Annotated in this window: 22 protein-coding genes, 7 tRNA genes and 1 pseudogene; 16 read left to right on the top strand and 14 right to left on the bottom strand. The window is 47.9% G+C overall.

Annotation, left to right across the window (positions count from 1 at the left end):
* Positions 1-17: 17 nt before the first annotated feature.
* From AS006_RS01280 to AS006_RS01270, 3 genes are all read left to right on the top strand, one after another.
* A complete protein-coding gene (locus AS006_RS01280; RefSeq protein ID WP_233185580.1) occupies positions 18-1,052 on the top strand; it encodes an iron ABC transporter permease in 1,035 nt (344 codons plus the stop codon).
* Positions 1,049-1,807, top strand: a complete 759-nt coding sequence (locus AS006_RS01275) for an ABC transporter ATP-binding protein (RefSeq protein WP_101512565.1) — start codon at positions 1,049-1,051, stop codon at positions 1,805-1,807. The genes AS006_RS01280 and AS006_RS01275 overlap by 4 nt, the downstream gene beginning before the upstream one ends.
* Positions 1,808-1,845: 38 nt before the next feature.
* A tRNA-Ala gene (locus AS006_RS01270) sits at positions 1,846-1,921 on the top strand.
* Positions 1,922-1,972: 51 nt separating this feature from the next.
* Here AS006_RS01270 and AS006_RS01265 read toward each other — a convergent pair.
* From AS006_RS01265 to AS006_RS01235, 7 genes are all read right to left on the bottom strand, one after another.
* Complete coding sequence (locus tag AS006_RS01265) at positions 1,973-2,236, bottom strand: stage V sporulation protein S (protein WP_015918989.1); 264 nt, start codon at positions 2,234-2,236, stop codon at positions 1,973-1,975.
* Positions 2,237-2,305: 69 nt separating this feature from the next.
* Positions 2,306-2,382: transfer RNA gene (locus tag AS006_RS01260), tRNA-Arg, on the bottom strand.
* A 5-nt stretch (positions 2,383-2,387) separates the two neighbouring features.
* A tRNA-His gene (locus AS006_RS01255) sits at positions 2,388-2,463 on the bottom strand.
* A gap of 11 nt (positions 2,464-2,474) precedes the next feature.
* Positions 2,475-2,551 (bottom strand) — tRNA-Arg (locus AS006_RS01250).
* 10 nt (positions 2,552-2,561) lie between these two features.
* A tRNA-Gly gene (locus AS006_RS01245) sits at positions 2,562-2,637 on the bottom strand.
* Positions 2,638-2,709: 72 nt separating this feature from the next.
* Positions 2,710-3,498 (bottom strand): iron export ABC transporter permease subunit FetB, encoded by a 789-nt coding sequence (fetB, locus tag AS006_RS01240; RefSeq protein ID WP_101512564.1) that lies wholly within the window; start codon positions 3,496-3,498, stop codon positions 2,710-2,712.
* Positions 3,479-4,117, bottom strand: coding sequence for an ATP-binding cassette domain-containing protein (locus AS006_RS01235; protein ID WP_101512563.1), 639 nt, complete (start codon positions 4,115-4,117; stop codon positions 3,479-3,481). Before AS006_RS01235 ends, fetB begins: the two co-directional genes overlap by 20 nt.
* A 53-nt stretch (positions 4,118-4,170) precedes the next feature.
* On the opposite strand from AS006_RS01235, the gene AS006_RS01230 reads away from it, so the two are divergent.
* Positions 4,171-4,260 (top strand) — tRNA-Ser (locus AS006_RS01230).
* An 11-nt stretch (positions 4,261-4,271) separates the two neighbouring features.
* Positions 4,272-4,348, top strand: a tRNA-Arg gene (locus AS006_RS01225).
* Positions 4,349-4,414: 66 nt separating this feature from the next.
* On the opposite strand, the pseudogene AS006_RS09705 reads toward AS006_RS01225, so the two are convergent.
* Positions 4,415-5,131 (bottom strand): annotated as a pseudogene (locus AS006_RS09705) (guanosine polyphosphate pyrophosphohydrolase); the annotation flags it as partial.
* Between the two features lie 61 nt (positions 5,132-5,192).
* On the opposite strand from AS006_RS09705, the gene AS006_RS01215 reads away from it, so the two are divergent.
* Positions 5,193-5,684 carry an adenosine-specific kinase gene (locus tag AS006_RS01215; protein WP_199167257.1) on the top strand — a complete coding sequence of 164 codons (492 nt, stop codon included), beginning with the start codon at positions 5,193-5,195 and terminating at the stop codon, positions 5,682-5,684.
* Between the two features lie 8 nt (positions 5,685-5,692).
* On the opposite strand, the gene ttuA is transcribed toward AS006_RS01215, so the two are convergent.
* The gene (gene ttuA, locus AS006_RS01210) at positions 5,693-6,607 is read right to left on the bottom strand and encodes a tRNA-5-methyluridine(54) 2-sulfurtransferase (RefSeq protein ID WP_101512562.1); all 915 of its coding nucleotides are present in this window, start codon (positions 6,605-6,607) and stop codon (positions 5,693-5,695) included.
* A gap of 219 nt (positions 6,608-6,826) precedes the next feature.
* On the opposite strand from ttuA, the gene AS006_RS01200 reads away from it, so the two are divergent.
* From AS006_RS01200 to AS006_RS01170, 7 genes are all read left to right on the top strand, one after another.
* Positions 6,827-9,289, top strand: coding sequence for an ATP-dependent Clp protease ATP-binding subunit (locus tag AS006_RS01200; protein ID WP_101512560.1), 2,463 nt, complete (start codon positions 6,827-6,829; stop codon positions 9,287-9,289).
* Positions 9,286-10,608, top strand: a complete 1,323-nt coding sequence (radA, locus tag AS006_RS01195; protein WP_101512559.1) for a DNA repair protein RadA — start codon at positions 9,286-9,288, stop codon at positions 10,606-10,608. Before AS006_RS01200 ends, radA begins: the two co-directional genes overlap by 4 nt.
* Positions 10,586-11,644 carry a DNA integrity scanning diadenylate cyclase DisA gene (disA, locus tag AS006_RS01190; protein ID WP_101512558.1) on the top strand — a complete coding sequence of 353 codons (1,059 nt, stop codon included), beginning with the start codon at positions 10,586-10,588 and terminating at the stop codon, positions 11,642-11,644. The genes radA and disA overlap by 23 nt, the downstream gene beginning before the upstream one ends.
* Before the next feature lie 96 nt (positions 11,645-11,740).
* A complete protein-coding gene (locus AS006_RS01185; RefSeq protein ID WP_199167255.1) occupies positions 11,741-13,489 on the top strand; it encodes an NADH-dependent [FeFe] hydrogenase, group A6 in 1,749 nt (582 codons plus the stop codon).
* A gap of 45 nt (positions 13,490-13,534) precedes the next feature.
* Positions 13,535-14,437 (top strand): ABC transporter substrate-binding protein, encoded by a 903-nt coding sequence (locus tag AS006_RS01180; RefSeq protein WP_101512556.1) that lies wholly within the window; start codon positions 13,535-13,537, stop codon positions 14,435-14,437.
* Positions 14,434-15,165 carry an ABC transporter permease gene (locus AS006_RS01175; protein WP_101512555.1) on the top strand — a complete coding sequence of 244 codons (732 nt, stop codon included), beginning with the start codon at positions 14,434-14,436 and terminating at the stop codon, positions 15,163-15,165. The genes AS006_RS01180 and AS006_RS01175 overlap by 4 nt, the downstream gene beginning before the upstream one ends.
* Positions 15,150-15,842 carry an ABC transporter ATP-binding protein gene (locus AS006_RS01170; protein WP_101512733.1) on the top strand — a complete coding sequence of 231 codons (693 nt, stop codon included), beginning with the start codon at positions 15,150-15,152 and terminating at the stop codon, positions 15,840-15,842. Before AS006_RS01175 ends, AS006_RS01170 begins: the two co-directional genes overlap by 16 nt.
* Here the strand turns inward: AS006_RS01170 and recG are convergent.
* From recG to pfkA, 5 genes are all read right to left on the bottom strand, one after another.
* Positions 15,826-18,078: an ATP-dependent DNA helicase RecG gene (gene recG, locus AS006_RS01165; protein WP_233185578.1), complete on the bottom strand. Its 2,253-nt coding sequence runs from the start codon at positions 18,076-18,078 to the stop codon at positions 15,826-15,828. The genes AS006_RS01170 and recG overlap by 17 nt on opposite strands.
* A gap of 142 nt (positions 18,079-18,220) precedes the next feature.
* Positions 18,221-18,733: a hypoxanthine phosphoribosyltransferase gene (gene hpt, locus AS006_RS01160; RefSeq protein WP_199167253.1), complete on the bottom strand. Its 513-nt coding sequence runs from the start codon at positions 18,731-18,733 to the stop codon at positions 18,221-18,223.
* Positions 18,733-19,359: an MBL fold metallo-hydrolase gene (locus tag AS006_RS01155; RefSeq protein ID WP_101512552.1), complete on the bottom strand. Its 627-nt coding sequence runs from the start codon at positions 19,357-19,359 to the stop codon at positions 18,733-18,735. The genes hpt and AS006_RS01155 overlap by 1 nt, the downstream gene beginning before the upstream one ends.
* Before the next feature lie 12 nt (positions 19,360-19,371).
* A complete protein-coding gene (gene pyk, locus AS006_RS01150) occupies positions 19,372-20,775 on the bottom strand; it encodes a pyruvate kinase (protein ID WP_101512551.1) in 1,404 nt (467 codons plus the stop codon).
* A 15-nt stretch (positions 20,776-20,790) separates the two neighbouring features.
* Complete coding sequence (gene pfkA / locus AS006_RS01145; protein ID WP_101512550.1) at positions 20,791-21,750, bottom strand: 6-phosphofructokinase; 960 nt, start codon at positions 21,748-21,750, stop codon at positions 20,791-20,793.
* Positions 21,751-21,909: 159 nt separating this feature from the next.
* On the opposite strand from pfkA, the gene AS006_RS01140 reads away from it, so the two are divergent.
* Genes AS006_RS01140 through gcvH form a run of 3 tightly spaced genes read left to right on the top strand, consistent with a single transcriptional unit; the run spans position 21,910 to position 23,577 of the window.
* Positions 21,910-22,122 (top strand): putative signal transducing protein, encoded by a 213-nt coding sequence (locus AS006_RS01140; protein ID WP_101512549.1) that lies wholly within the window; start codon positions 21,910-21,912, stop codon positions 22,120-22,122.
* Entirely contained in the window at positions 22,115-23,206 is a 1,092-nt protein-coding gene (gene gcvT / locus AS006_RS01135) for a glycine cleavage system aminomethyltransferase GcvT (RefSeq protein ID WP_101512548.1), read from the top strand. Before AS006_RS01140 ends, gcvT begins: the two co-directional genes overlap by 8 nt.
* Positions 23,203-23,577 carry a glycine cleavage system protein GcvH gene (gene gcvH / locus AS006_RS01130; RefSeq protein WP_101512547.1) on the top strand — a complete coding sequence of 125 codons (375 nt, stop codon included), beginning with the start codon at positions 23,203-23,205 and terminating at the stop codon, positions 23,575-23,577. Before gcvT ends, gcvH begins: the two co-directional genes overlap by 4 nt.
* Positions 23,578-23,579: the final 2 nt, after the last annotated feature.

The raw sequence follows: 23,579 nt of genomic DNA, 5'->3' as shown, positions 1-23,579 counted from the left end.
ATCCTTCGGGGTGAGTGATGAACTACAGAAGGTACGTCTCAAGAAACATCTTGATCGGTGTGGTTTTGTTAGTTCTTCTTTTCATCACGATGGTGTACGCACTCTCCCATGGAGGATATGATCTTTCCTTTGGTGAGGTCTTGAACGCTCTGTTTGGAAAAAGCGGCAGAAAGATCCATGTTCTCATCTGGAACATAAGACTTCCCAGAGTGCTGGCCGGTATTTTCACCGGTGCCTCTCTGGCCGTTTCAGGTGCGGTTGTTCAGGGGGTTTTGAGAAATCCCCTTGCCAGTCCTTTCACGATGGGAGTGTCGCATGGATCGATGTTCGGAGCTTCCCTTGCGATAATTCTAGGTGCGGGTTATTCGGAGAGCACGGGAAGAATCGTTCTGAGCAACCCTTACGTTATTGTTCTTTTTGCTTTCGCAGGTGCGATGATACCATCGGTTGTTATTTTCATCCTGGGAAAGATGAAGAAGGCAGTACCGGAGACGGTCATCCTGATGGGAATCGCCATGAGTTCGCTTTTCACCGCTGCTACAACGCTGGTTCAGTACTTTGCAGACGAACTTCAACTCGCGACCATGGTTTACTGGAGCTTTGGAGATCTTGGAAGGGCAACCTGGGAAGGAAATGTTCTTCTCCTTGCAGTTTCGATTGCGATCTCCACTTATTTCTTTCTGAAAGCTTGGGACATCAACGCCATGGTCGCCGGGGACGAGGTTGCGAAATCTTCCGGGGTGAGAGTAGAGAGGGTCAGACTGGTGATGGTTCTTCTTTCATCGTTGATGACCGCCGTCGGGGTGGCGCTTGTTGGCGTGATAGGGTTTGTGGGCTTGGTCTCTCCGCATATGATTAGGATTTTCATCGGAGAAGATTACAGATTTCTCGTTCCCTTCTCCGCTCTGCTGGGAGGGTTGATTCTTCTTCTGGCTGATACCTTTGCTTGTCTTCTGTTTTCACCGATGGTTCTCCCCGTGGGAGTGGTGACTTCCTTTCTTGGGGCACCTCTTTTCATATATCTTCTGGTTCGAAGTGATCGCATGAGATGAGTGTTCTGAGGGTGAGGAACCTTTCTTTCGGTTACAGACGAAAAGAGGTTCTGAGGGAAATTTCGTTCGAAGTGAAGAGGAAGGAATTGGTTGCTATTCTGGGGCCAAACGGTGCTGGAAAAAGTACACTTCTGAAGTGCATAGCAGGTATTCTGAAATGTGAAGGTGTGGAGATTTTAGGAAAACCCATCAGTGCTTACACCAGAGAAGAGTTAGCAAGAGTCATTGGATACGTTCCGCAGAAGTTTTATCCGGGTATGATGGGAGTTTTCGATGTGGTCCTTCTTGGAAGGCGACCTTATATGAAACTTGGACCTTCGAGAGAAGATATAGAAGTGGTTGAATCCTTGCTTGAAAGGCTAGGATTATCTCATCTGGCTCTGGAAAATGATAGTAATTTGAGTGGCGGCGAACTTCAAAGGGTGAACATCGCCAGGGCTCTCGCTCAGAATCCTGAAATACTCCTTCTCGATGAACCAACCAGCAACCTCGATCCGAAAAACCAACTGGAGGTTATGCAAATCGTAGAGGACTTCGTGAGAATGGGAAAAACGGCCATCATGGTGGTTCATGATATAAACCTGGCACTCAGATTCGCTACAAGGTTCATTTTCATGAAAAATGGAAAGATCGTGAAGAATGGTGGAAAAGAAACGCTGAAACCGGAAACGTTCGGTGTGGTTTATCACGTGGACGGCTCTGTCGAGAATGTTTCTGGTTTCCCCGTTTTTGTTTTGAAAAGAAGCAGGTCTTGAACAGGAAGGAAAGATTCAGTATAATAGATCACGGATGTGGGGCCGTAGCTCAGCTGGGAGAGCGCTACCTTCGCACGGTAGAGGTCGTGGGTTCAAGTCCCATCGGCTCCACCAAAGAAAAACCCCCGCGTTCGCGGGGGATTTTTTTTATGTGTCTATTGGAATTCAGTCTTTCGGGAAAACGATAAACTTGATGGCCGTTCTTGTCTCGCCGTTGATCTGCACCTCTGTGAAAGCAGGCACACACACGAGGTTGATTCCACTCGGAGCAAGATATCCCCTTGCAATGGCGATGGCCTTCACGGCCTGGTTCACTGCACCGGCTCCGATAGCCTGAAGTTCCGCTTTTCCTTTCTCTCTGATAACACCTGCGAGTGCTCCTGCTACTTTGTTGGGGTTGGAATTGGAAGCAACCTTGAGTACTTCCATGGGTTTCTCCCTCCTCTACGGTGAGTGTTTTTTCTTGTTTTCCTCGAACGCTGGTTTATTGGCTTCGACTGGCGCGCCCGGCAGGACTCGAACCCGCAACCATCGGATCCGAAGTCCGACGCTCTATCCAGTTGAGCTACGGGCGCGCAACTGGGGTGACCAGCGGGACTCGAACCCGCGACCACCTGATCCACAGTCAGGCGCTCTACCAACTGAGCTATGGTCACCACGAAAAAAATGGCGCGCCCGGCAGGACTCGAACCTGCAACCCTCGGATTAGAAATCCGATGCTCTATCCTGTTGAGCTACGGGCGCACCACCATCTTGGAGCGGGCGACGGGACTCGAACCCGCAACCCTCGGCTTGGAAGGCCGATGCTCTACCAGTTGAGCTACACCCGCCCATCAAAGACCCTCCAGGCACTAAAAATATTATCATATTCGTACGGGATCGTCAAGAGAGGTGGTGTTCTTTCATATGATCAACTGATCCTCCTTGTTGAAGAAGGCCCGATACCCCAACATCAAAAACACACTGACACTGATCGTTACTCCTCCGAGGATTCCGAGCATTATGGCAATCTGGTATTTTATAGCGGTTATGGGAGAAGTTCCAGAAAGAATTTGTCCTGTCATCATACCGGGAAGAAAGACAATTCCCATTCCGATCATGGAGTTTATCGTCGGAAGAATGGCAGAATCGAAAGCCTTATCGCTGAAGTATTTTGTTGCATCTTTTGGTCTTGCTCCTAGCATCAGGGCTGCCTCAACGAGAGGTTTTTGAGAAAGAATCGATTCAGAAAGGCTTTTTACACCAAGAGAAACTCCCGTCATGGAGTTTCCAATGATCATCCCAGCAAGTGGTACGACGTATCTTGGATCGAACCATGGACTGATCCTCACCACCACGTAGAGAAAGTAAAAAAGGCTCAGGAGAGTGCCCGAACTCACGGAGATGGCTATGAAAAATTCAAGACGCATCTTCACGTTCTTTGGGAGTGAGAGTCTTGCTCTTCTGTACACGTTGTAGATCGCAAACGCCTCCATAACGATCACGGCCAGGATCGTGTAAAACGGTGTGGGGGTTTCCAGGATGTAACTCAGGATGAAACCGGCCAGTACCAGCTGGATCGTCATGCGAAGAGACGCCATCAGAACATCCTTTTCTCTGGGGATCTTCCGGGCCCTCAGGATCAACATCAAAATCACCACAAAAACGTAGGCACTCAGAAGTTGTACAAAGCTAATGTCCACTGGTCCCATTCAGTACCCTCCCATCCTTCATTTCTATCAACCGGTCTGCGAACTTTCTTAGTTCTGGGTCGTGTGTGACCATGATGAGCGTTTTATTCCTCTTTCGTACAAAGTCAACCACCCTTTTTATGATCTCAATACCAGTTTCCTTGTCCAGAGAAGAAGTGGGCTCGTCCAGAAGAAACACGTCCGGGTCCATCAGCAAAACCCTCGCAAGTGCCAGGCGCTGTTTCTCTCCCCCCGAGAATTTCTCCGGGTCGTCGTTTAGCGATTTTTTCAGCATCACAAACTCCAGAATTTCTCTGAGCCTCTCGTCGGAAGGTCTTTTCTTTTCTGAAAACCTCAAACCCGCTATGAGATTTTCCCTCACATCACCCGGAAAAACCACGGGAAACTGCGGTAACATGACCACCTTTCTTCTGAGGTCAACAGAGTCTATCTTTTCAAGAGACTCTCCTTTGAAGAAGATTTCTCCTCTGTCCGGGGTGATCATCTTGTTCAGTATCTTCAGAAGGGTCGTTTTTCCGGAACCACTTTCACCCGTGATGACGGTGATCATCTTTTCAGGGATGTACAGTTCTTCGATTTCAAGAATGTTTTTGTGCTTCACGTTTTTGAGAAGGAACATACTCTTTCTCCCCTTGAATATATTCGAGGGTGCTGTTATAATAGAAAACAGGTGGAGAGGTGGCCGAGCGGCCTAAGGCGCTTGCCTGCTAAGCAAGTGTGGGGGTTTCCCCACCGTGGGTTCGAATCCCACCCTCTCCGCCAGTTTTTTATATGTGCCCGTAGCTCAGTTGGATAGAGCGCCAGACTGCGGATCTGGAGGTTGGGGGTTCGAATCCCCCCGGGCACGCCATCTCTTTTCAATGATCTCCCAGACGATGCCATACCTGTATCCCTTCGTGCTCACCGTCATCTTCGGTGAGTATTTCTTCAAAAGAGCGATCGTCACGATTCCACCTGCAAGTATCGTTTTTTCCCTTCCTTCCGGCAGTATCTTCAGCTTCCTGATATCTTCGAAGTTCATTTTTCTGATCTGATCGACGATCTTCTGTACCCTTTCTATCTCCAGAGTGCTTCCGTGTATGGACTTCAGATCCCATTTACCCTTCATCAGAGCAGCCAGCGCTACGAAACTTCCTCCCACCCCGAACAGCTCGCTTTTGTCCAGATCCGGTAATTTATCCATTACGTATTCAACCATATCGTCCACAGATTTTCTGAATGGAAGTGTTAAGGAAAAGATACGATTCAAAACGTGGGTTCCAAGTTCAAGACTCGTGTATCCATTTTTCCATGCAAGTTCAAGACTTCCGCCTCCAAGGTCTGCTACCAGAATGTCTTCTTTTCCAAAATCTTTCGCCACAGAGATATAAGAATAACGTGCTTCCTCTTCCTCTGGCAGTATCTTCCCTCTGCCACCTGTTATTTCATAAAAAACATCGGGGTTCTTTCTGAAGAACGCTGTACCGAATATGTGAAGATCTGCTCCCAACTCTTCCGACTTTCTCACGCATTCTTTGAACACCTCTTTTGCCTTCTGAAGATTTCCGGATGCGATCCCCACCTCGTGTATCTCTTCGAGAATCACCTCTCCCTCTTCGGAGACGATGAGGAGAATGAAGGAGTTACTTCCCATGTCAAGCAATGTTATCATGCCATTCCCCCCTGATGTTAGAATATTTCTGGGAGGTGAAAACATGAGTGTACAGATCGAAGTTGTGGATGTCACCATTCCCGAAGGTGCGAACATCATTCTGGGACATTCTCATTTTATCAAGACCGTTGAGGATCTTTACGAGGTGATGGTGACGACCAATCCCAATCTGAAGTTCGGTATAGCCTTCAACGAAGCGAGTGGACCCTGTCTGGTCAGATACGAGGGAAACGACGAAGAACTGGTGAAGCAGGCGATCGAAACAGCAAAGAAGATAGGGGCCGGCCACACCTTCGTGATCTACATAAAGGGAGGATACCCCATCAACATACTGAACCAGATCAAGAACGTTCAGGAAGTATGTAGAATCTACACTGCAACCGCCAATCCTCTTCAGGTGATCGTTGGCATAACCCCTCAGGGAAGGGCGGTTCTGGGAGTCGTCGACGGTTACTCACCGAAGGGTGTGGAAGGAGAGGAAGACAAAAAGAAACGCCACACGTTCCTCAGGGAGGTAACGAAGTACAAAAAATGATCCCCCGCTCATGCGGGGGCTTTGTTTTTTCTCTTTTCTACCTGTTTTCTCAAACGGCAGAAAGAACATACCTGAGCTGTCGTTGGATACCCGCACTCTTCACATTCTCTCAGGTTTTCCACTTCGTATTTGGGTTCTTTCTTTCTTTTCAGGAAACCGAGGTAGAAGTTCAATGTGATACCAGGCTGATCTTCTTCGAGTTCTCTTAAAACTTTTTTGTACACAAGAGACGTTGCTCCCACCGAGAACGGACAGGCCATTTCGAGGTGGGGTATCTCATTGAGCGTTGCGTACAGTTTTATGTCCTCTTCATAATTGAGCACGAGGGGTTTGGCTTTTGGAACGAGTTTTTCGTGTGTCTTTGGAAGAAGAGGCCACTGCCTTTCAAGGTATCCTTCCTGCCAGTGCAGGATGTTCCCCAGAAGAACGGATGCTTCATCGTTCAGATTGTGACCTGTTACCACCACGTCGTATCCGTTTTCGTAAGCGAATTTGTTCATAAGGTATCTTCTCACGACACCACAGATCGAGCACACAGGTCTTCTCAACATGATGGAAATTTCCTGAGTAGAAAGTCCCTCGAAGTACTCTGTTGCATCAACGATGTGAAGCTTTGTTCCAAGAAGCTCTGCGTTTTTTTCAACGATCTCCTGGGCTTTCTGAACCATTCCGCTTCGTCCTGCTCGTATGAACAGGGCGTCCACTTCGTATCCTAGTTTTTTCAACATGTGCCACAATGAAACGCTGTCTTTTCCGCCGGAGACGGCTATCAGTATCTTCGAGTCTCTTCTGAACATTTTAAACTTTTTTATTGCCTTTTCTACTCTTCCTTCTATGAACTCGTTGAAGTGTTCTTTGCAGAGCTTGATGTTGTAGTGTCTCAGTTTCACCGAGGCGGCTCTTTTACACTTCGTACACTTCATTCTTTCCCTCCTTTCTGAGAAACAGGAGTTTGAATTCGGTTCGATTAAATTGTACCATACTGGCCACAAATCTCTGTTTTTTCAGAGAAGATCGAGTGTGAATTTGGTGAGGATAATTTTTACTTTCTCCTTTCTTTTCAAACACATTTTGAACATTTTTGAAAGGTACCATGTCCATAAGGGTGATATAATGAAATTGAAAGACCCGGAGGTGAGACTATGTTTGATAAGTTCTCAGAAAAAACGGCTCAGATCTTTGTGACCGCCCAGGAAGAGGCAAAAGAACTCGGGCATTCTTACGTGGGAACAGAACACCTTCTGCTCGCAATCCTGAAGGTAGATAAAGGCCCCGCTGTGGAAGTTCTTGAAGAGATGGGCGCATCTTACTCGAAGGTAAGATCGGAGATCATCTCCATGGTTGGCATGGGAATGAGAGGTTTTGTTCCCTCACCTCAGATGACCCCCAGAGCCAAGAGGGTGACTGAGCTTGCCTATGAAGAGGCAAAGATCCTTGGAAGCGACAAGATAAATCCCGAGCACATTCTCCTTGGCATCCTCAGAGAGGGTGAAGGGATAGCGATCCACATACTGAGAAAACTGGGAGTGGATCTCAACGCTTTGAGAAGGGAGATCATAGACCTGTACTCTTATTCTTCGAACAGGAGCCTGGAATACGAAGAAGAAGAGGACTTCACCTACAGGTCTGTGAAACAACTCGAGGGATTCGGTGTCAATCTCACAGAACTTGCTGCAAAGAAAGAGCTAGATCCGGTTATAGGAAGAGACGAGGAAATAGAGAGGGTCATGCAGGTTCTTGTGAGAAGGAAGAAGAACAATCCAGTTCTGATAGGAGATCCAGGAGTTGGTAAGACCGCTATCGTCGAAGGGCTCGCCCAGAGGATAGTAGCGGGCGACGTTCCGGAGATTTTGAGAAACAAGGTTATCTTCTCGCTGGACGTCGCCGCTCTGGTTGCCGGCACAAAGTACAGAGGAGAGTTTGAAAAGAGAATGAAGAAGTTGCTTCAGATAGTGACGAAGGACAAAAACATCATACTCTTCATAGACGAGATACACACGATCGTTGGGGCAGGTTCAGCCGAGGGTGCCATCGACGCGGCGAACATTCTGAAACCCGCTCTTGCTCGAGGGGAGATAAGCTGTATAGGTGCAACCACGCCGGATGAGTACAGAAAGTACATAGAAAAAGATGCGGCTTTGGAAAGAAGGTTCCAGAAGATATACGTGAAAGAACCAACCGAGGAGGAAACACTCGAAATCTTGAAAGGTCTGAAGAAGAAATACGAATCGCACCACAGGGTGATATACACGGACAAAGCACTGGAGGCAGCGGTTTACCTGTCCAAAAGGTACATAACCGATCATTTCCTCCCAGACAAGGCGATCGACGTGATCGATGAAGCAGGAGCCCGGGCAAGGCTCAAGGTCTTCATTATTCCTCCTGAGTTGAAATCAATCAAAAACGAACTGGAAAAGATAAGAACCGACAAAGAACTTGCCGTTTTGAATCAGGATTACGAAAAGGCAGCAAAGTTGAAAGAGAAGGAGATGGAGCTTGAGGCGGAGTACAGAAAGAAATACACTGAATGGAGAAGGAAAGCAGAAACGGCCGTTGTGAAGGTGGATGTCGATGATATAGCAGAGGTTGTGTCCTCCTGGACAGGAGTGCCTCTCAAGAAAATCGAGGAGACAGAAGTGGAAAAGCTTCTCAATCTTGAAGAAGCGCTCCACCAGAGGATCGTTGCCCAGGATGAGGCTATAAGGGCTGTTGCGAGGGCTATAAGAAGAGCGAGAAGCGGTTTGAAAGATCCAAGAAGACCAATTGGTGTCTTCCTCTTCCTCGGACCGACGGGAGTTGGAAAAACAGAACTTGCAAAGGCCCTCGCAGAGTATCTGTTTGGTGACGAAAGAGCGCTCATAAGATTCGACATGAGCGAGTACATGGAGAGATTCTCTGTCTCCAGGCTCATCGGAGCACCTCCCGGATACGTGGGTTACGAGGAAGGAGGAACGCTCACTGAGAAAGTGAGAAGAAGGCCGTTCTCCGTCATTCTGTTCGACGAAATAGAAAAGGCTCATCCAGATGTTTTCAACCTGCTTCTTCAGATCATGGATGATGGAAGGCTCACCGACTCCCAGGGTCGCGAGGTTGATTTCAGAAACACCATAATCATCATGACAAGCAACATTGGAAGCTCCTACATCAATAAGTCCAAGAGGACCCTTGGCTTTGTCAGCGACGATGACGAAGAAAAAGAATTCGATAAGATAAAGGAACTCGTGCTCGACGAGGTGAAGAGGACTTTCAGACCGGAGTTCCTGAACAGGATCGATGAGACCATCATCTTCCATCCACTCAGGAAGGAACACATAGAGCAGATCATCGATATACTCCTGAGGGATCTCAGAAAGAGACTGGCGGAGAAGAACATGAAACTTGTCCTGACAAAGAGTGCAAAAGAATTTCTGGTTGAGAAGGGATTCGATCCAGTGTACGGTGCCAGACCCTTGAAGAGAGCGATTCAGAGATACGTTGAAGATCCTCTCTCCGAAGAAATACTGAAGAGCAAGTTCGAAGAAGGAGACACGATCGTCTGCAGGGCTCACAAGAACGGTTTGAGATTCACGAAGAAGAAGGAAAAGAAAGAGAAGGTGGTTCAGTGAAGAAGTTTGTGTGTTCCAGTTGTGGTTACGTTTCTCCGAAATGGTTTGGAAGATGTCCCCAATGTGGTGAATACGATACGGCTGAAGAAGTTCTGGAAAAAAAAGGCAGGGAGGGGAAACCCTCCCTGTTTTTGAATCTGGAGGTAGCTGGTGAAGTTTCCTTGCAGAGAATTGCCACTGGGTTTTCAGAAATGGACAGGGTGTTCAAGGGAGGATTCATACCAGGGCAGGTGATTCTTCTTTCTGGAGAGCCGGGCATAGGAAAAAGCACCCTTGCCCTTCAACTTGCAGAAACGTTTGCACAAAGTGGACTGGTTGTTTACATCTCCGGTGAAGAATCTCCACAGCAGTTGAAAATGAGGGCAGACAGACTGGCCATCAGGGGAAAGAAGAACATATTGCTTGCGGTAGAAAACGATCTGGAAGAGTTGATACCGGTACTCCAAAGGGAAAAGGTCAAATTCGTGATCGTTGATTCACTCCAGACGGTTTTCTCTTCGGAACTGGGAAGTAGCCCCGGCAGTATCTCTCAGGTGAAAAACGTGACGATGAAGATGATAAACTTTGCGAAGAAAAAGAACGTGCCTGTTCTGCTGATAGGACACGTGACGAAGGAAGGGGAAATAGCCGGACCGAAGCTCGTAGAACATATGGTGGACACCGTCGCCTACTTCGAGGGTGACAGACGCACAGGTCTGAGACTGTTGAAGATCACAAAGAACAGGTTCGGCCCCTCAGACGAGGTTGCCGTTTTCGAACTCGGTGAAAAAGGATTCGTTCAGGTCGAAAATCCCTCTTTCACAGAGGGTGATACCGACCTTCCAGGGAACGTTCTCACCTGTGTCTTCGAAGGGACAAAACCCTTTGTCGTTCAGATACAGGCGCTCGTTTCCAAGAACAAAACCTTTTCACCGAAGAGGGTGTGCAAGGGAGTGGACGTGAACAGGGTTATGCTTTTGATAGCGGTTCTCAGCAAACTTCTGAAGCTTCCAGTGGAGACGCACGATGTTTATGTGAACGTGGTAGGAGGGCTCAGGATAACCGATCCCGCCGCAGATCTTGCCATCGCCCTTGCTATCGTCTCTTCGTATCTGGAGGTGTCCCTTCGAGATACGGTGGCCATCGGAGAGATAGGTTTGGACGGAAGGGTGAAAAAGGTTTACAATATTAATAGAAGATTGAACTCGTTGAAGGGTTTTGGCAAAATCATTGCTCCTCCTTTTGAAGGAGAAAAAGAAGGGGTTTTCATCGTTCATGACCTGAAGGAGGCAGTTTCTCTGGTCGGGGGTGAGTCTTTTGGTCCCACAGGAACTGATTGAAAAGATCAAACTCATCTCACCCGGAACAGAGTTGAGAAAAGCGCTTGATGACATCATAAGTGCCAATTTCGGGGCCCTCATTTTCCTTGTCGATGATCCGAAAAAATACGACGATATCATTCAGGGGGGATTCTGGCTGGATACGGATTTTTCTGCGGAGAAGGTTTATGAACTTTCGAAGATGGATGGCGCCATCGTGCTCTCTGAGGACCTCACACGAATATATTATGCAAACGTTCATCTTGTCCCCGATCCAACCATACCAACAGGAGAGACTGGAACGAGACACAGAACAGCCGAAAGGCTGGCGAAACAGACAGGGAAGGTTGTCATAGCGGTCTCCAGAAGGAGGAACATCATCTCTCTCTACTACAAGAATTACAAGTACGTTGTGAATCAGGTGGACTTTTTGATCTCGAAGGTGACACAGGCGATCAGCACTCTTGAAAAGTACAAGGACAACTTCGACAAGTTGCTGTCCGATCTTGAAGTACTTGAGCTGGAGAACAGGGTTACACTCGCAGACGTGGTGAGAACGCTGATGAAGGGTGTGGAACTTTTGAGGATAACCGAGGAAACACGTCCTTACATTGTAGAACTCGGAGAAGAGGGAAGACTCGCAAGGATGCAACTCAGAGAACTGACAGAGGATGTGGATGACCTGATGGTTCTTCTCATAATGGATTACTCTTCCGACGAGGTGGATGAAGAAACAGCACAGGCTATTTTACAGGATTTTGTAACAAGAAGAGAACCTTCTCCTGTCTCAATATCCAGAGTGCTTGGGTACGATGTTCAGCAGGCCTCTCAACTGGACGATATACTCGTTTCTGCAAGAGGGTACAGACTGCTCAAGACCGCAGCAAGAATACCCATCAGTATTGGCTACAACGTTGTCAAGATGTTCAAAACCCTGGACCAGATCAGTAAAGCCTCCGTGGAAGATCTCAAAAAAGTTGAGGGAATCGGTGAAAAAAGAGCAAAAGCCATATCGGAAAGTATCAGTTCATTAAAACACAGAAGAACTTCCGAATGATTGTGGTAATATATTTCATGAAGTAGTTTTTTTAAAAACAATTTGAGAATTTTATCACAAAATCGTGAAACCAATTCCATGGGGAGGTGCTTTGCTTTGGCTGAGGTGGCGGTTGTCATAAATGGAAGGACTTTGAGTGTACCGGACAATCTCACCGTTCTGGAAGCTTGTGAAAGGGCAGGAGTGGAGGTCCCTGCGCTGTGTCACCATCCAAGACTTGGTGAGTCGATCGGTGCCTGCAGGGTGTGTATCGTTGAGGTGGAGGGAGCCAGGAATCTCCAGCCAGCATGTGTGACGAAAGTGAGAGATGGTATGGTCATAAAGACCTCCTCTGAAAGAGTGAAGACCGCAAGAAAGTTCAACCTCGCTTTGCTCCTCTCTGAGCACCCCAACGACTGTATGACCTGTGAGGCGAACGGAAGGTGTGAGTTTCAGGATTTGATCTACAAGTACGATGTGGAACCTATTTTTGGCTACGGTACAAAAGAGGGCCTGATCGACAAAAGTAGTCCTGCTATCGTGAGAGAAATCTCCAAGTGTATCAAGTGTCAGAGGTGTGTCAGGGCATGTTCTGAGATCCAGGGAATGCACATCTACTCTATGGTGGAAAGAGGTTACAGGACCTACCCCGGAACGCCCTTCGACATGCCCGTTTACGAGACAGACTGTATCGGTTGTGGACAGTGTGCCGTGTTCTGTCCAACGGGTGCCATCGTTGAAAACTCCGCGGTGAAGGTGGTCCTTGAAGAACTTGAAAAGAAAGAAAAGATCCTGGTCGTTCAAACGGCACCTTCTGTGAGGGTTGCGATCGGTGAGGAATTCGGCTACGCTCCCGGCACAATTTCGACAGGTCAACTTGTCGCCGCTCTCAGACGACTCGGTTTCGATTACGTCTTCGATACGAACTTTGGAGCAGACCTCACCATAATGGAGGAAGGAAGCGAATTCCTGGAAAGGTTAGAGAAGGGAGACCTCGATGATCTTCCCATGTTCACTTCGTGTTGTCCTGGATGGGTGAACCTTGTAGAGAAGGTGTATCCTGAGCTCAGAACAAGACTCTCCAGTGCCAAGTCTCCGCAGGGAATGCTCTCTGCTATGGTGAAAACGTACTTTGCAGAAAAACTCGGAGTGAAACCAGAAGACATTTTCCACGTATCTATCATGCCTTGTACGGCGAAGAAAGACGAGGCAATGAGGAAGCAACTCATGATAAACGGTGTGCCCGCGGTGGATGTTGTCCTCACCACGAGGGAACTCGGAAAATTGATCAAAATCAAGAACATACCGTTTGCAAACTTGCCTGAAGAAGAGTACGACGCACCTCTTGGAATCTCGACAGGTGCCGCTGTACTGTTCGGTGTCACTGGTGGTGTGATGGAGGCTGCCCTGAGAACAGCGTACGAGCTCAAGACGGGAAAGACTCTTCCAAAGATCGTTTTCGAAGATGTCAGGGGATTGAAGGGTGTTAAAGAAGCAGAGGTCGATCTTGACGGCCAGAAGATCAGAATAGCCGTGGTTCACGGCACGGCCAACGTGAGGAACCTCATTGAAAAGATTCTCCGGAGAGAAGTGAAGTACCACTTTGTCGAGGTCATGGCGTGTCCCGGTGGTTGTATCGGTGGAGGAGGTCAACCCTACAGCAGAGATCCCGAAGTGCTCAAAAAGCGGGCTGAGGCGATCTACAACATCGATGAAAGAATGACCATCAGAAAATCTCACGAAAATCCGGCCATCAAGAAACTCTACGAGGAATACCTCGAACACCCTCTCAGTCACAAAGCGCATGAGCTCTTGCATACCTACTATGAAGACAGGTCGAGGAAGAAAAAACTTGCGATAAAGTGATACGGGAGGGTTGTCCCCTCCCTTTCTTTTTTGGGGGTGATCCATATGAAAAGGATGACTCTTGTTCTGATCCTTCTGTCGGTTTCTTTCCTTTTTGGACTCACCGTTCTCAACCCCTTCGGTCCTGCACTGATCCCCGTTGTGCCGATAATGAGTGGAAAGGTTTCGGATGATGTGAACATCGAAATTTGGAAAAATCCAGAAGAGGCTGTAGCAAAGATCGTTTCTGGAAAAGTTGACTTTGCGGTGCTTCCTGTGACCGTCGGAGCGAATCTTTACGCTAAAGGTATTGGAGTTCAACTCGTGGGTGTACACGAGTGGAAGGTGTTCTATCTTGTTGCTGCAAGTGATGCTAGTTTCGATGGCTGGGAGAGTCTTCGGGGAAAGGAAGTCTACACTCCACATGGAAGAGGACAGACCGTTGATGTCCTGATGAGGTATTTCCTGTCGAAGTCAGGCTTGAAACCCGATGAAGACGTGAAGATTCTCTACGCTCCCCCTCAGGAGATAGTGGTCCTTTTCAAGGCTGGGAAAGTGAAGTATGCGGCCCTGCCTGAACCCTTCGTCTCCATGTGTCTTGACAGAGGGAAGGTGGTGCTTGATTTTCAGGAGGAGTGGGGAAAAGAAACGGGAGTTCTCGGAAGAATTCCGATTGCGGGTCTTTTTGTGAGAGAGGGAGTGGATGAAGGAACGGTCAGGAAAGTTGAAGAGGTTCTCTCGGCCTCGATAGAATGGATGAAGAAAAATCCCGAAGAGACCGTTCGGCTCTCTTCTGAAAGGCTTGGCATTCCGTATGAGATCCTCAGGGCTTCACTTGAGAGGATAGAGTTTCAGTATGTACCGTCGAGGGAATGCAAGGACGAGGTCTCGCTCTTTCTTCGAAAACTGAACGAACTCTATCCGGAAGGTCTTCAGAAGGTGCCGGACGAAGGATTCTACAGGAAATGAAGATACTCTTTGGAATCGTTTTCGTTCTCTTTGTGTGGTATCTTCTTCATCTTCTCTTTCCCTCTTCTCTGATTCTTCCCGGTCCTCTGGAGACTTTTAAAGTTTTCGTTGAAACGCTGAACAGAGAAACACTCGAGGCTTTTCTGAGTACACTGTGGAAAGGTGCACTTTCCACAGTGGTTGTCATTGCTGTGGGACTTCCGGTGGGATTTCTCATGGGAACTAGTGATAGGGTGTACGAATTTTTGCGCCCTGTGATCACGGTGATACAGGCGGTACCGGTCATTTCTTGGCTTGCCGTTGTGATTTTCCTGTGGGGTATAGGATGGCAGGGGCCCGTTGTCATATCCATCCTTTCCCTCCTTCCGATTGCCATCTTCACAACCGTATCGGGTGTCAGAAGTGTCGACAGAAAACTTGTGGAAGTGATGAGGGTTTACAGAGTACCCCGAACAAAGGTTCTGAAAGAGGTGTACCTCGGCTCGCTCTGGCCGTTCGTCCTTTCCATCCTCGAGGTTTCCTCCGGGAACGTCTGGAAAGCGGTTGTCATGGCAGAGTATCTCTGTGGTGACAGGGGACTCGGTGTTCTGATCTCCTGGGCAAGGCAGTACGTGGATGTGCCTCGTGTGTACGCTCTCACCATCTTCACCGTGGCTCTTGGAATATCTTTCGAGAGACTTGTGAGAGTACTCACGGGGAGGGTGTGGAGAAGGTGGAGACTCTCCTGAGAGTAGAGAATTTGAAGAAAGACTTTGATGGCGTTGCGGTGATAGAAGACTGGAACCTTGAAGTAAAGAAAGGAGAAAAAGTGGCCCTCCTTGGACCGTCCGGCTGTGGGAAGACCACGTTTTTGAGGATAATCGCTGGTCTTGAGAGTTTCCATGGAAGGGTGGAGATTTTCACAGAAAGGATAGGATACGTGTTTCAGGATCCCAGGTTGATTCCATGGAAAACGGTCATGGAGAACCTGAAACTGATCAGAGACGATCCAGAAAGGATAAGGTCTTTCCTGGAAAAAGTGGGTTTGAAGGGTTTTGAAGGACACTATCCCTGGCAACTCAGCGAGGGGATGAAGCAGAGGGTGAACTTCGTGAGAGCTTTCCTTGTGGAGCCGGATCTTCTCCTTCTCGATGAACCTTTTGACGCCCTGGACTTGAAGACGAAAATACGGGTGATGGACCTTTTGATGGAACAGTGGGAAGAGAGAAATTTTTCCATTGTCTTTGTGACTCACGATGTGAAAGAGGCTGTTTTCATAGCAGACAGGATCTTCTTTCTTTCTGGAAGGCCCTCCAGGATCGTCGATGAAGTAACGCTGGATGAACGGGCAATGGATCTCACTGATGAAAGACTGTTCGAAATGGAAAAGAGGGTGATCGAAAGACTCCTCAACCTACCTCTATGAGTTTTATTTCCTCTGGAAGATTTATTTTGTCGACATCGATCTCTTGAACATCCTCTCTTGCCCACTCGAGAAGCTTCAGGTCCCTGTAGAGATTCGCCACTTTGAAGCCGCTCATACCATGCTGTTTGAGTCCGAAGAACTCTCCTGGTCCCCTTGTCTTTAGATCGTACTCTGCTATCTTGAATCCATCTGTGTTGAGTGTGAAGAACCTGAGCCTTTCCATGGCTTCCTCTCCCACGTCGCCCACCACAAGGAAACAGTAAGCCTCCTGGCCCCCTCTTCCAACCCTTCCGCGAAGCTGGTGAAGCTGTGCAAGACCGAACCTTTCGGGGTTTTCTATCACCATAACGTTTGCCCTCGGAACGTCTATACCGACCTCTATAACGGTCGTGGATACGAGGATGTCGTATCTTCCCTCTGCAAATTCCATCATCACCCTGTCTTTCTCTTCCTGAGAGAGCTTGCCGTGCATGAGACCTACACGAAATTCCGGGAACACCTCCTTGGAGAGATACTCGTACATCTCAACAGCGGATTTTACGTTTAACTTGTCGGATTCTTCGATCAACGGGTAAACAATGAAAGCCTGGCCTCCTCTCATCACCCCCTGCCTCACAAACTCGTACACCTCGTTTACCCTGTCCATTGAAACAAGGATGGTCTGTACCTCTTTGCGCCCGGGGGGCATCTCATCTATCACGGTGACGTCCAGATCTCCGTAAAAGGCAAGGGCCATACTTCGAGGAATCGGTGTGGCACTCATCACCAGCGTATCTACCATCCGGCCCTTGTTCATGAGGGCTTCTCTCTGTCTCACCCCAAAACGATGTTGTTCATCGATTATGACAAGACCGAGATTCTTAAAATGAACGTCTTCCTGTATCAGGGCGTGCGTCCCTATCACAAGATCTATCTGACCGTTTTTGAGACCAGATTTTATCTTTTCTTTCTCAGACAGAGAAGTTGCCCCGATGAGAAGTGCCACCCGAATATCGAATCTGGAGAAGCTCTCAACGGTTCTTCTGTAGTGCTGTATCGCAAGGATCGAGGTTGGGACCATGAAAGCGGCCTGAAACCCTGCTTCGTGGTTGTCCAGAATGGCAAGTTGGGCAACCACCGTTTTTCCAGAGCCAACATCCCCCTGAAGAAGACGGTTCATGGGCTTTTCGGAGACCATGTCTCTTCGTATTTCTTCGTGAGCCCTTTTCTGGGCGCCTGTGAGTTGAAAGGGCAGAGATTTTATGAACTCCTCTGCCAGTCTTCCTTCTATTTTCTTTGGAATTCCTCCGTGTTTTTCTCTTTCCCTTCTCACTTTCTGGAAAGCAAGTTGCAACGTGAACAGTTCCTCGTAAGCCAGCCTTTCTCTTGCCTTTTCAAGATGATAGAGGGTCTTTGGAAAGTGCATACCATAGTAAGCGTCTTTTATACTGAGAAGATTCCTTTTCTTTATGATCCTTTCCGGGAGGGTCTCTTCAAGAGAACAGCAAAGAGAGGGTATGTTTTCCTCAAAGATTCTTCTCATCTGTTTCTGGGAAATACCGGAAGTCAGTCGGTAGATAGGGAATATCCGCCTTATGATTTCCCTTTCCTTTGGAAGGACTTCGGCGTTGTGGATTTCGTATTGACCGGTGTAAGGGTTCAACTTCACAATCCCTGTCACAAAGACTTCCTTGCCAATGAGCTGTTTCAGCTGGGTGTGGAGAAAGTCCTGGTTGAACCACTTGAGCAGCACGTGCATCAACCCATCGGACAGAACGGCTACCAGTATGTTCATGTTCTGAAATTTTTTCTTCTCCACACTCGAGATTTTTCCCTGCGTTGTTACCTTTCTTCCCGGTACCAGCTCGTTCAGTTTCAGAACCTTTCTTCTGTCTTCGTAGTCTCTGGGAAAGAATTCGAGAAGGTCCTTTAGGGTTTCTATTCCAAGTTTTTTGAGCTTCTTTTTTCTTCCAGGACCAACTCCTCTGGCGTACTGAACGTCCGTTGAAAGGTCTATCTTTTCTGCTGAAAAGCAGCTCAGATACTCTACGAGATACCACCTTCTGAGCTTTTCTATCATCTCAAAGGTTTTCCCAACTCTGTATCTTTTTCTCGGTTCTGGAAGATGGGGTATCTCTTTCACGTATTCCACAAAGGCAAAAAGTTTACTTTTGAGATCTTCGTTTTCCAGTAAAGGATCATCCAGCTCCCTGTGGAGCTGGAGGATCTTCTTTTCGTCGATTTGATCCTTCAACATACGCTCGATTTCGTCGAGAAACTCCTCCAGAAGTACAGGCAGAAGGATTCACCCCACCAGAAAGGAGAGGATGTAGAGTATTTGAAATATTATGAAAGAAACTATCGAAAGAACAACCAAAGCGAAGATGAGAACAAATCCCTTATTCCACATAACCGATGTACGGAAGGTTTCTGAATTTTTCATCCACGTCCAGACCGTACCCGACGAGAAATTTATCATCCACTCTGAAACCAACAAAGTCCAGAGGAACACCGTGGTCATGAACCATTTTTTCTATGAGAGTCACTATCTTGAAGTCCCTGGGATCGTACTTCTTCAGGTATCTGACTATGTGCTGGAGTGTAAGACCCGTGTCGACGATGTCTTCCACCAGAAGCACGTACTCGTCGTGTATGGATTCATCGATCCAGGATTTCACCCTGATTCTTCCCGTTGAGGAGGTTCCCTGGTAACTCGATACATGAATGAAAGAGTACTTGACGTTCAGGTTCCTCATGTTCAGCACGAGATCACTGAAGAAGTGTATGGAACCCTTCAGGATGCACACGGCGTGGATGGTGTCTGTTTTGTCTTTGTAGTATTCTTCTATTTCCTGAGCAAGTTCCTTCACTCTCTTCTTCAGCGTCTCTTCGTCTATCAGCACCTTTATCATCACTGCACCTCCATGACGACAATTTTTCGCTCGGTGGGTTTTTCGAAGAGCTCCAGTATGTTCCCGACACGCTCGTGTTTTTCAAACAGTTTCAAAAATTCGTCGACGGGCAGAAGATTGAATTTCAGGTATTTTGTCTTGTAATGCATGGGAATGATGAATTTTGCCTCAAGCAACCCCGAAACTTCCTTTGCCTCACGCGGACCTATGGTGTACGTTCCTCCAACCGGAACCAGTAGCACGTCGACCTCTCCTATCTCCTTCACCTGAGATGGTGTGAGCACATGTCCCAGATCACCCAGATGACAGACCCTCAACCCTTCACCTTCGAAAACGAAGGCGATGTTCTTTCCCCTTTCTCTTCCGTGTGAAGAATCGTGGAAGGTCTCTATACCCTTTATCTTCACACCGTCCACGGTATAACTTCCAGGAGAGTTGATCAGCCGAAAGTTCCCTTTAACAAGGTGGTGGGCGTTGTGATCGAAATGCTGGTGGCTTTCCGTAACAACGTTGGCAGTGACATTTGGGATGGGATATCCTACACTCTCATCGAACGGATCGGTGACGATGGTTATTCCTTCGATTTCCAGGGAGAAACACGCGTGACCGAACCAGGTGATCTTCATGCCAATCCCCCCTCACTCCACCTTCAACACCCTTATGGTGTTCGTCGTTCCCACCTTCCCGGGCACTCCGGAAGTGAGGACCACGAGGTCTCCCTTTTCGACCAGTCCCATCTCTTCGACCTTTTTCAGACCCTTTTCGATGAATTCTAGTTCCTGTGAGCATCTTTCAGCGAGAACAGGGATCACCTTTCTGACGATGGAGAGTCTGTAATAGGTTTTCTCTTCAGGAGTCAGAGCCACGATGGGCTGTGACACATTGTACTTTGAGATCCTGATGGCCGTGCTGCCGGAGATGGTGGGTGTGATGATCAACTTTGCTTTCAGGGAATTGGAAAGCTGCCAGCATGCATGGGAAATGGCTTCGGAGACGTCATTTGTATCGTATTCCAGTGTTCTGAAAAATTCCGATTTCTTCTCCACCTCTTCCGCCACTTTACTCAGGACCTTTATCGCCTCTATTGGATACTTCCCAACGGCAGTTTCGGCCGTCAGAAGCAGGGCATCCGCACCGTCGAAGATGGCGTTCGCTATATCCGTGACCTCTGCGCGCGTTGGATACGGGCGTTCTATCATCGATTCAAGGATCTGTGTTGCCACCACGACGGGCTTGGAGTAGTACTTGGAGATCTTCACGATCTCTTTCTGAACGATCGGTACCTCTTCTATGGGGATCTCCACACCCAGGTCTCCACGGGCTACCATGACGGCATCGCTCACCTTTATTATGTCTTCCAGACGTTCCAGGGCCTTCCTCGTTTCTATCTTCGAGATTATGGGTATATCCTTCCCGTGCTTTCTGATCTCTTCCCTCGCTTTGAGAACATCCTCTGGTTTTCTCACAAAGGAGAGTGCGAAAAATTCCACATCGTGGAGTGTGCCGAGTTTGATGAATTCTCTGTCTCTGTCTGTGATGGATTCGACTGAAAGGTCTGCCGTTGGAACGTTCACACCCCTTCTGTGTGTGATCTTTCCACCAACCTTCACAACCGTTTTCACATCCGTGTCCGTTGTTTCGAGTACTTCAAGGACGATCTCTCCGTCGCTCAGAAGGATGGTGTCTCCTTTTTTCACATCCTTTGGAAGAGTGCTCAGGTTGACAGATACGATCTTCTCGTTTCCCAGGATCTCCTTTGTGGTCAACGTGAAGATCTGGCCTTCCTTCAATTCCACGAACTCTTTTTCGAAATAGCCTGTTCTGATCTTTGGTCCTGCAAGATCGATCATGATCGCCACAGGTTTTTTCTTCTTCTCTCTCAGGTCCTTTATCTTCAAAATCTTCTGTTCCTGCTCGTTCCAGTCTCCATGGGAGGTGTTGATTCTGAAAACGTTGACTCCAAGATCGATCATTTTTTCTATCATTTCATAGCTGTCCGTTCTTGGCCCGACTGTGCAGACGATCTTGGTGCTCCTTGTCACTTTTTTCACCTCGTTTCACGAGAGTAAATGTGCGATTTCATATAGCTTCTTGTCGATGGTCTTCTTGGTTGAGAGCGCCTCCATGATGGGAACCCTGACAAATTTGTTTCCCTGGAGAGCGATCATCACATCCGCTTCACCGCCCAGAAGGGCTTCAACGGCTTCTACTCCCATGCTCAGGGCGAGTCTTCTGTCGAACGCCGTTGGAGAACCACCTCTTTGAACGTGTCCCAGTATCGTGATCCTCGTCTCGTAGCCTATCCTGTATTCGAGGTGTCTAGCAACGGTGTACGCGCTCGCCGCACCCTCTGCAACAACGATGATACTGTTTATCTTTCCTCTTCTTCTCTCCTGGAGTATCCTGTCTGCGAGTTGAGAGTAATCCACGGGGATTTCCGGAATTATGATGGCTTCTGCTCCCGTTACTAGACCTGCCATGAGCGCAATGTAACCAGAGTGCCTTCCCATAACCTCCACGATGAACGCCCTTTCGTGGGAGCTCGCCGTGTCCTTCAACTTCTGAATGGCATCCATTACAGTGTTCAAACATGTGTCGACTCCAATGCACATGTCGGTGAGTCCGATGTCGTTGTCTATGGTCGCAGGAATTCCCACAACGGGTACATTGTGTTCTTCATAGAGAAGGTGTGCTCCTGTGAGACTTCCTTCGCCACCGATGACGACAAGACCTTCTATTCCGTGTTTTTTTAACTGTTTTGCCGCTGCTTCTCTACCTTCTTCTGTTTTGAATTCCTCGCATCTTGAGGTCCTCAGAATCGTACCGCCTTTCTCTGTGATACCTGCTACGTCTTTGTACTCGAGTTTCACAAAATCTCCATCGATGAGTCCAGAGTATCCTCTCCTCACACCTATGACTTCCAGACCGTTTTTGATTCCATATCTCACAACAGCTCGCACTGCAGCGTTCATACCGGGGGCATCTCCTCCACTCGTGAGCACTGCTATTTTCTTCAAGGCTATCGTCCTCCCTCAAAAGTTTATTTGTTAACCTCAATTGAGAGTTTAGCATATGTGGCAGAAGGTGATAAAATCTGATTGGAATCCCTATGTCAATTTACCACTTCTGTGGAGCGTTAACACATTGTGAATCATAGTGTAAGGAGGTTTCAATCTTTGGAGTGGAGTGTTTTAATCGAGGGAAGCGAACTGGAGATCCGAATGGTAGAGAGTCTTTTGAAAGAAAACGACATACCGTACATAATCGAAACATGTGATGACGTTACTCCCCGAGCCATCTTTGGTTCATCCGCTCTTGTTCAGGTAAAAGTACCGAAGGATCTTCTGGAGAAGGCGAAAAAGATTCTGGAGGGAATACAGAATGAATAGGACTCCTCTCTATGAAAGGCACATTGCTTTGGGGGCAAAAATGGTCGATTTTGCAGGCTGGACCATGCCTCTTTATTACTCATCCATATTCGAGGAAGTAATGGCCGTCAGAAAATCAGTAGGGGTGTTCGACGTTTCACACATGGGCGAGATCGTCGTGGAAGGTCAGGAAACTGTGGACTTTGTGAATTTTCTTGTCACGAACGATTTTTCCTCCGTTCCTGAAGGAAAGGCGATGTACACTGTGATGTGTAACGAAGCAGGGGGAATCGTTGATGATCTCGTGGTTTACAAGATCTCTCGTGAAAAAGCGATCATGGTTGTGAACGCTGCGAACATCGAGAAAGATTACGAGTGGATAAAAACGCATTCGAAAAATTTCAACGTCGAAGTGAGAAATGTCTCCGATGAAACGGCGCTTGTGGCCTTTCAGGGGCCGAAGTCTCAGGAGGCACTTCAAAGGGTTGTGAATGTTGATCTTGAAGGAATTGGTTATTATTCGTTCCAGTGGGGAAGATTGGATGGAGAAAGCGTTCTTGTGTCTCGAACGGGATATACAGGAGAAGATGGATTCGAGTTGATGATGAACGCGGAAAGTGCTGCGAGGATCTGGGATACGCTCGTAGAGATTGCTGGTGCCGTGGATGGGAAACCCGCCGGTCTGGGGGCTCGGGATGTGTGTCGTCTTGAAGCATCTTACCTCCTCTACGGACAGGATATGGATGAGAGCACCAATCCGTTCGAAGTGGGACTCTCATGGGTGGTGAAGATGAACAAAGACTTCGTCGGAAAAGAGGCACTGCTCGAACTGAAAGAAAAGGTCGAAAGGAAACTCGTGGCACTGGAACTTTCGGGAAGAAGAATCGCAAGAAAGGGTTACATCGTTTTGAAAGAAGGAAAAGAGGTAGGAACGATAACAAGTGGGAACTTTTCACCCACCCTTGGAAAATCGATAGCCCTGGCTCTCGTATCTAGGTGTGTGAAGACCGGTGATCGACTGGAAGTTGCATTTCCTGGAAAGAATGTGGAAGCCCATGTTGTGAAAAAACCTTTCTACAGAGGAAGTGTGAGAAGGGAGGCGTGAGGATGAAGAAGTACACCAGAACCCACGAGTGGGTCGAGATCGAAGGAAAGGTGGCAACCGTTGGAATCACAAACCACGCGCAGGAAGAACTGGGAGACGTGGTTTATGTGGATCTTCCGGAAGTGGGAAAGGAAGTGAAAAAGGGAGATGTTGTGGCCAGTATAGAATCTGTTAAAGCCGCTGCGGATGTTTACGCACCACTCAGTGGAAAGATCACAGAGGTGAACGAAAGGCTTGAGACTGAGCCTGAGCTCATAAATAAAGATGCTGAAGGAGAAGGGTGGATTTTCAAGATGGAAATCGCCGATGAAAGTGAGCTGTCGGATCTTCTCGATGAACAGGCGTACAAGGAATTCTGTGAGCAGAAGTGAGT

Origin of the sequence: Thermotoga sp. SG1 (genome assembly GCF_002865985.1) — a bacterium.
GTDB lineage: Bacteria > Thermotogota > Thermotogae > Thermotogales > Thermotogaceae > Thermotoga.
Note: the sequence above shows the minus strand (reverse complement) of the source record. Positions and strands in the feature narration are given on the sequence as shown.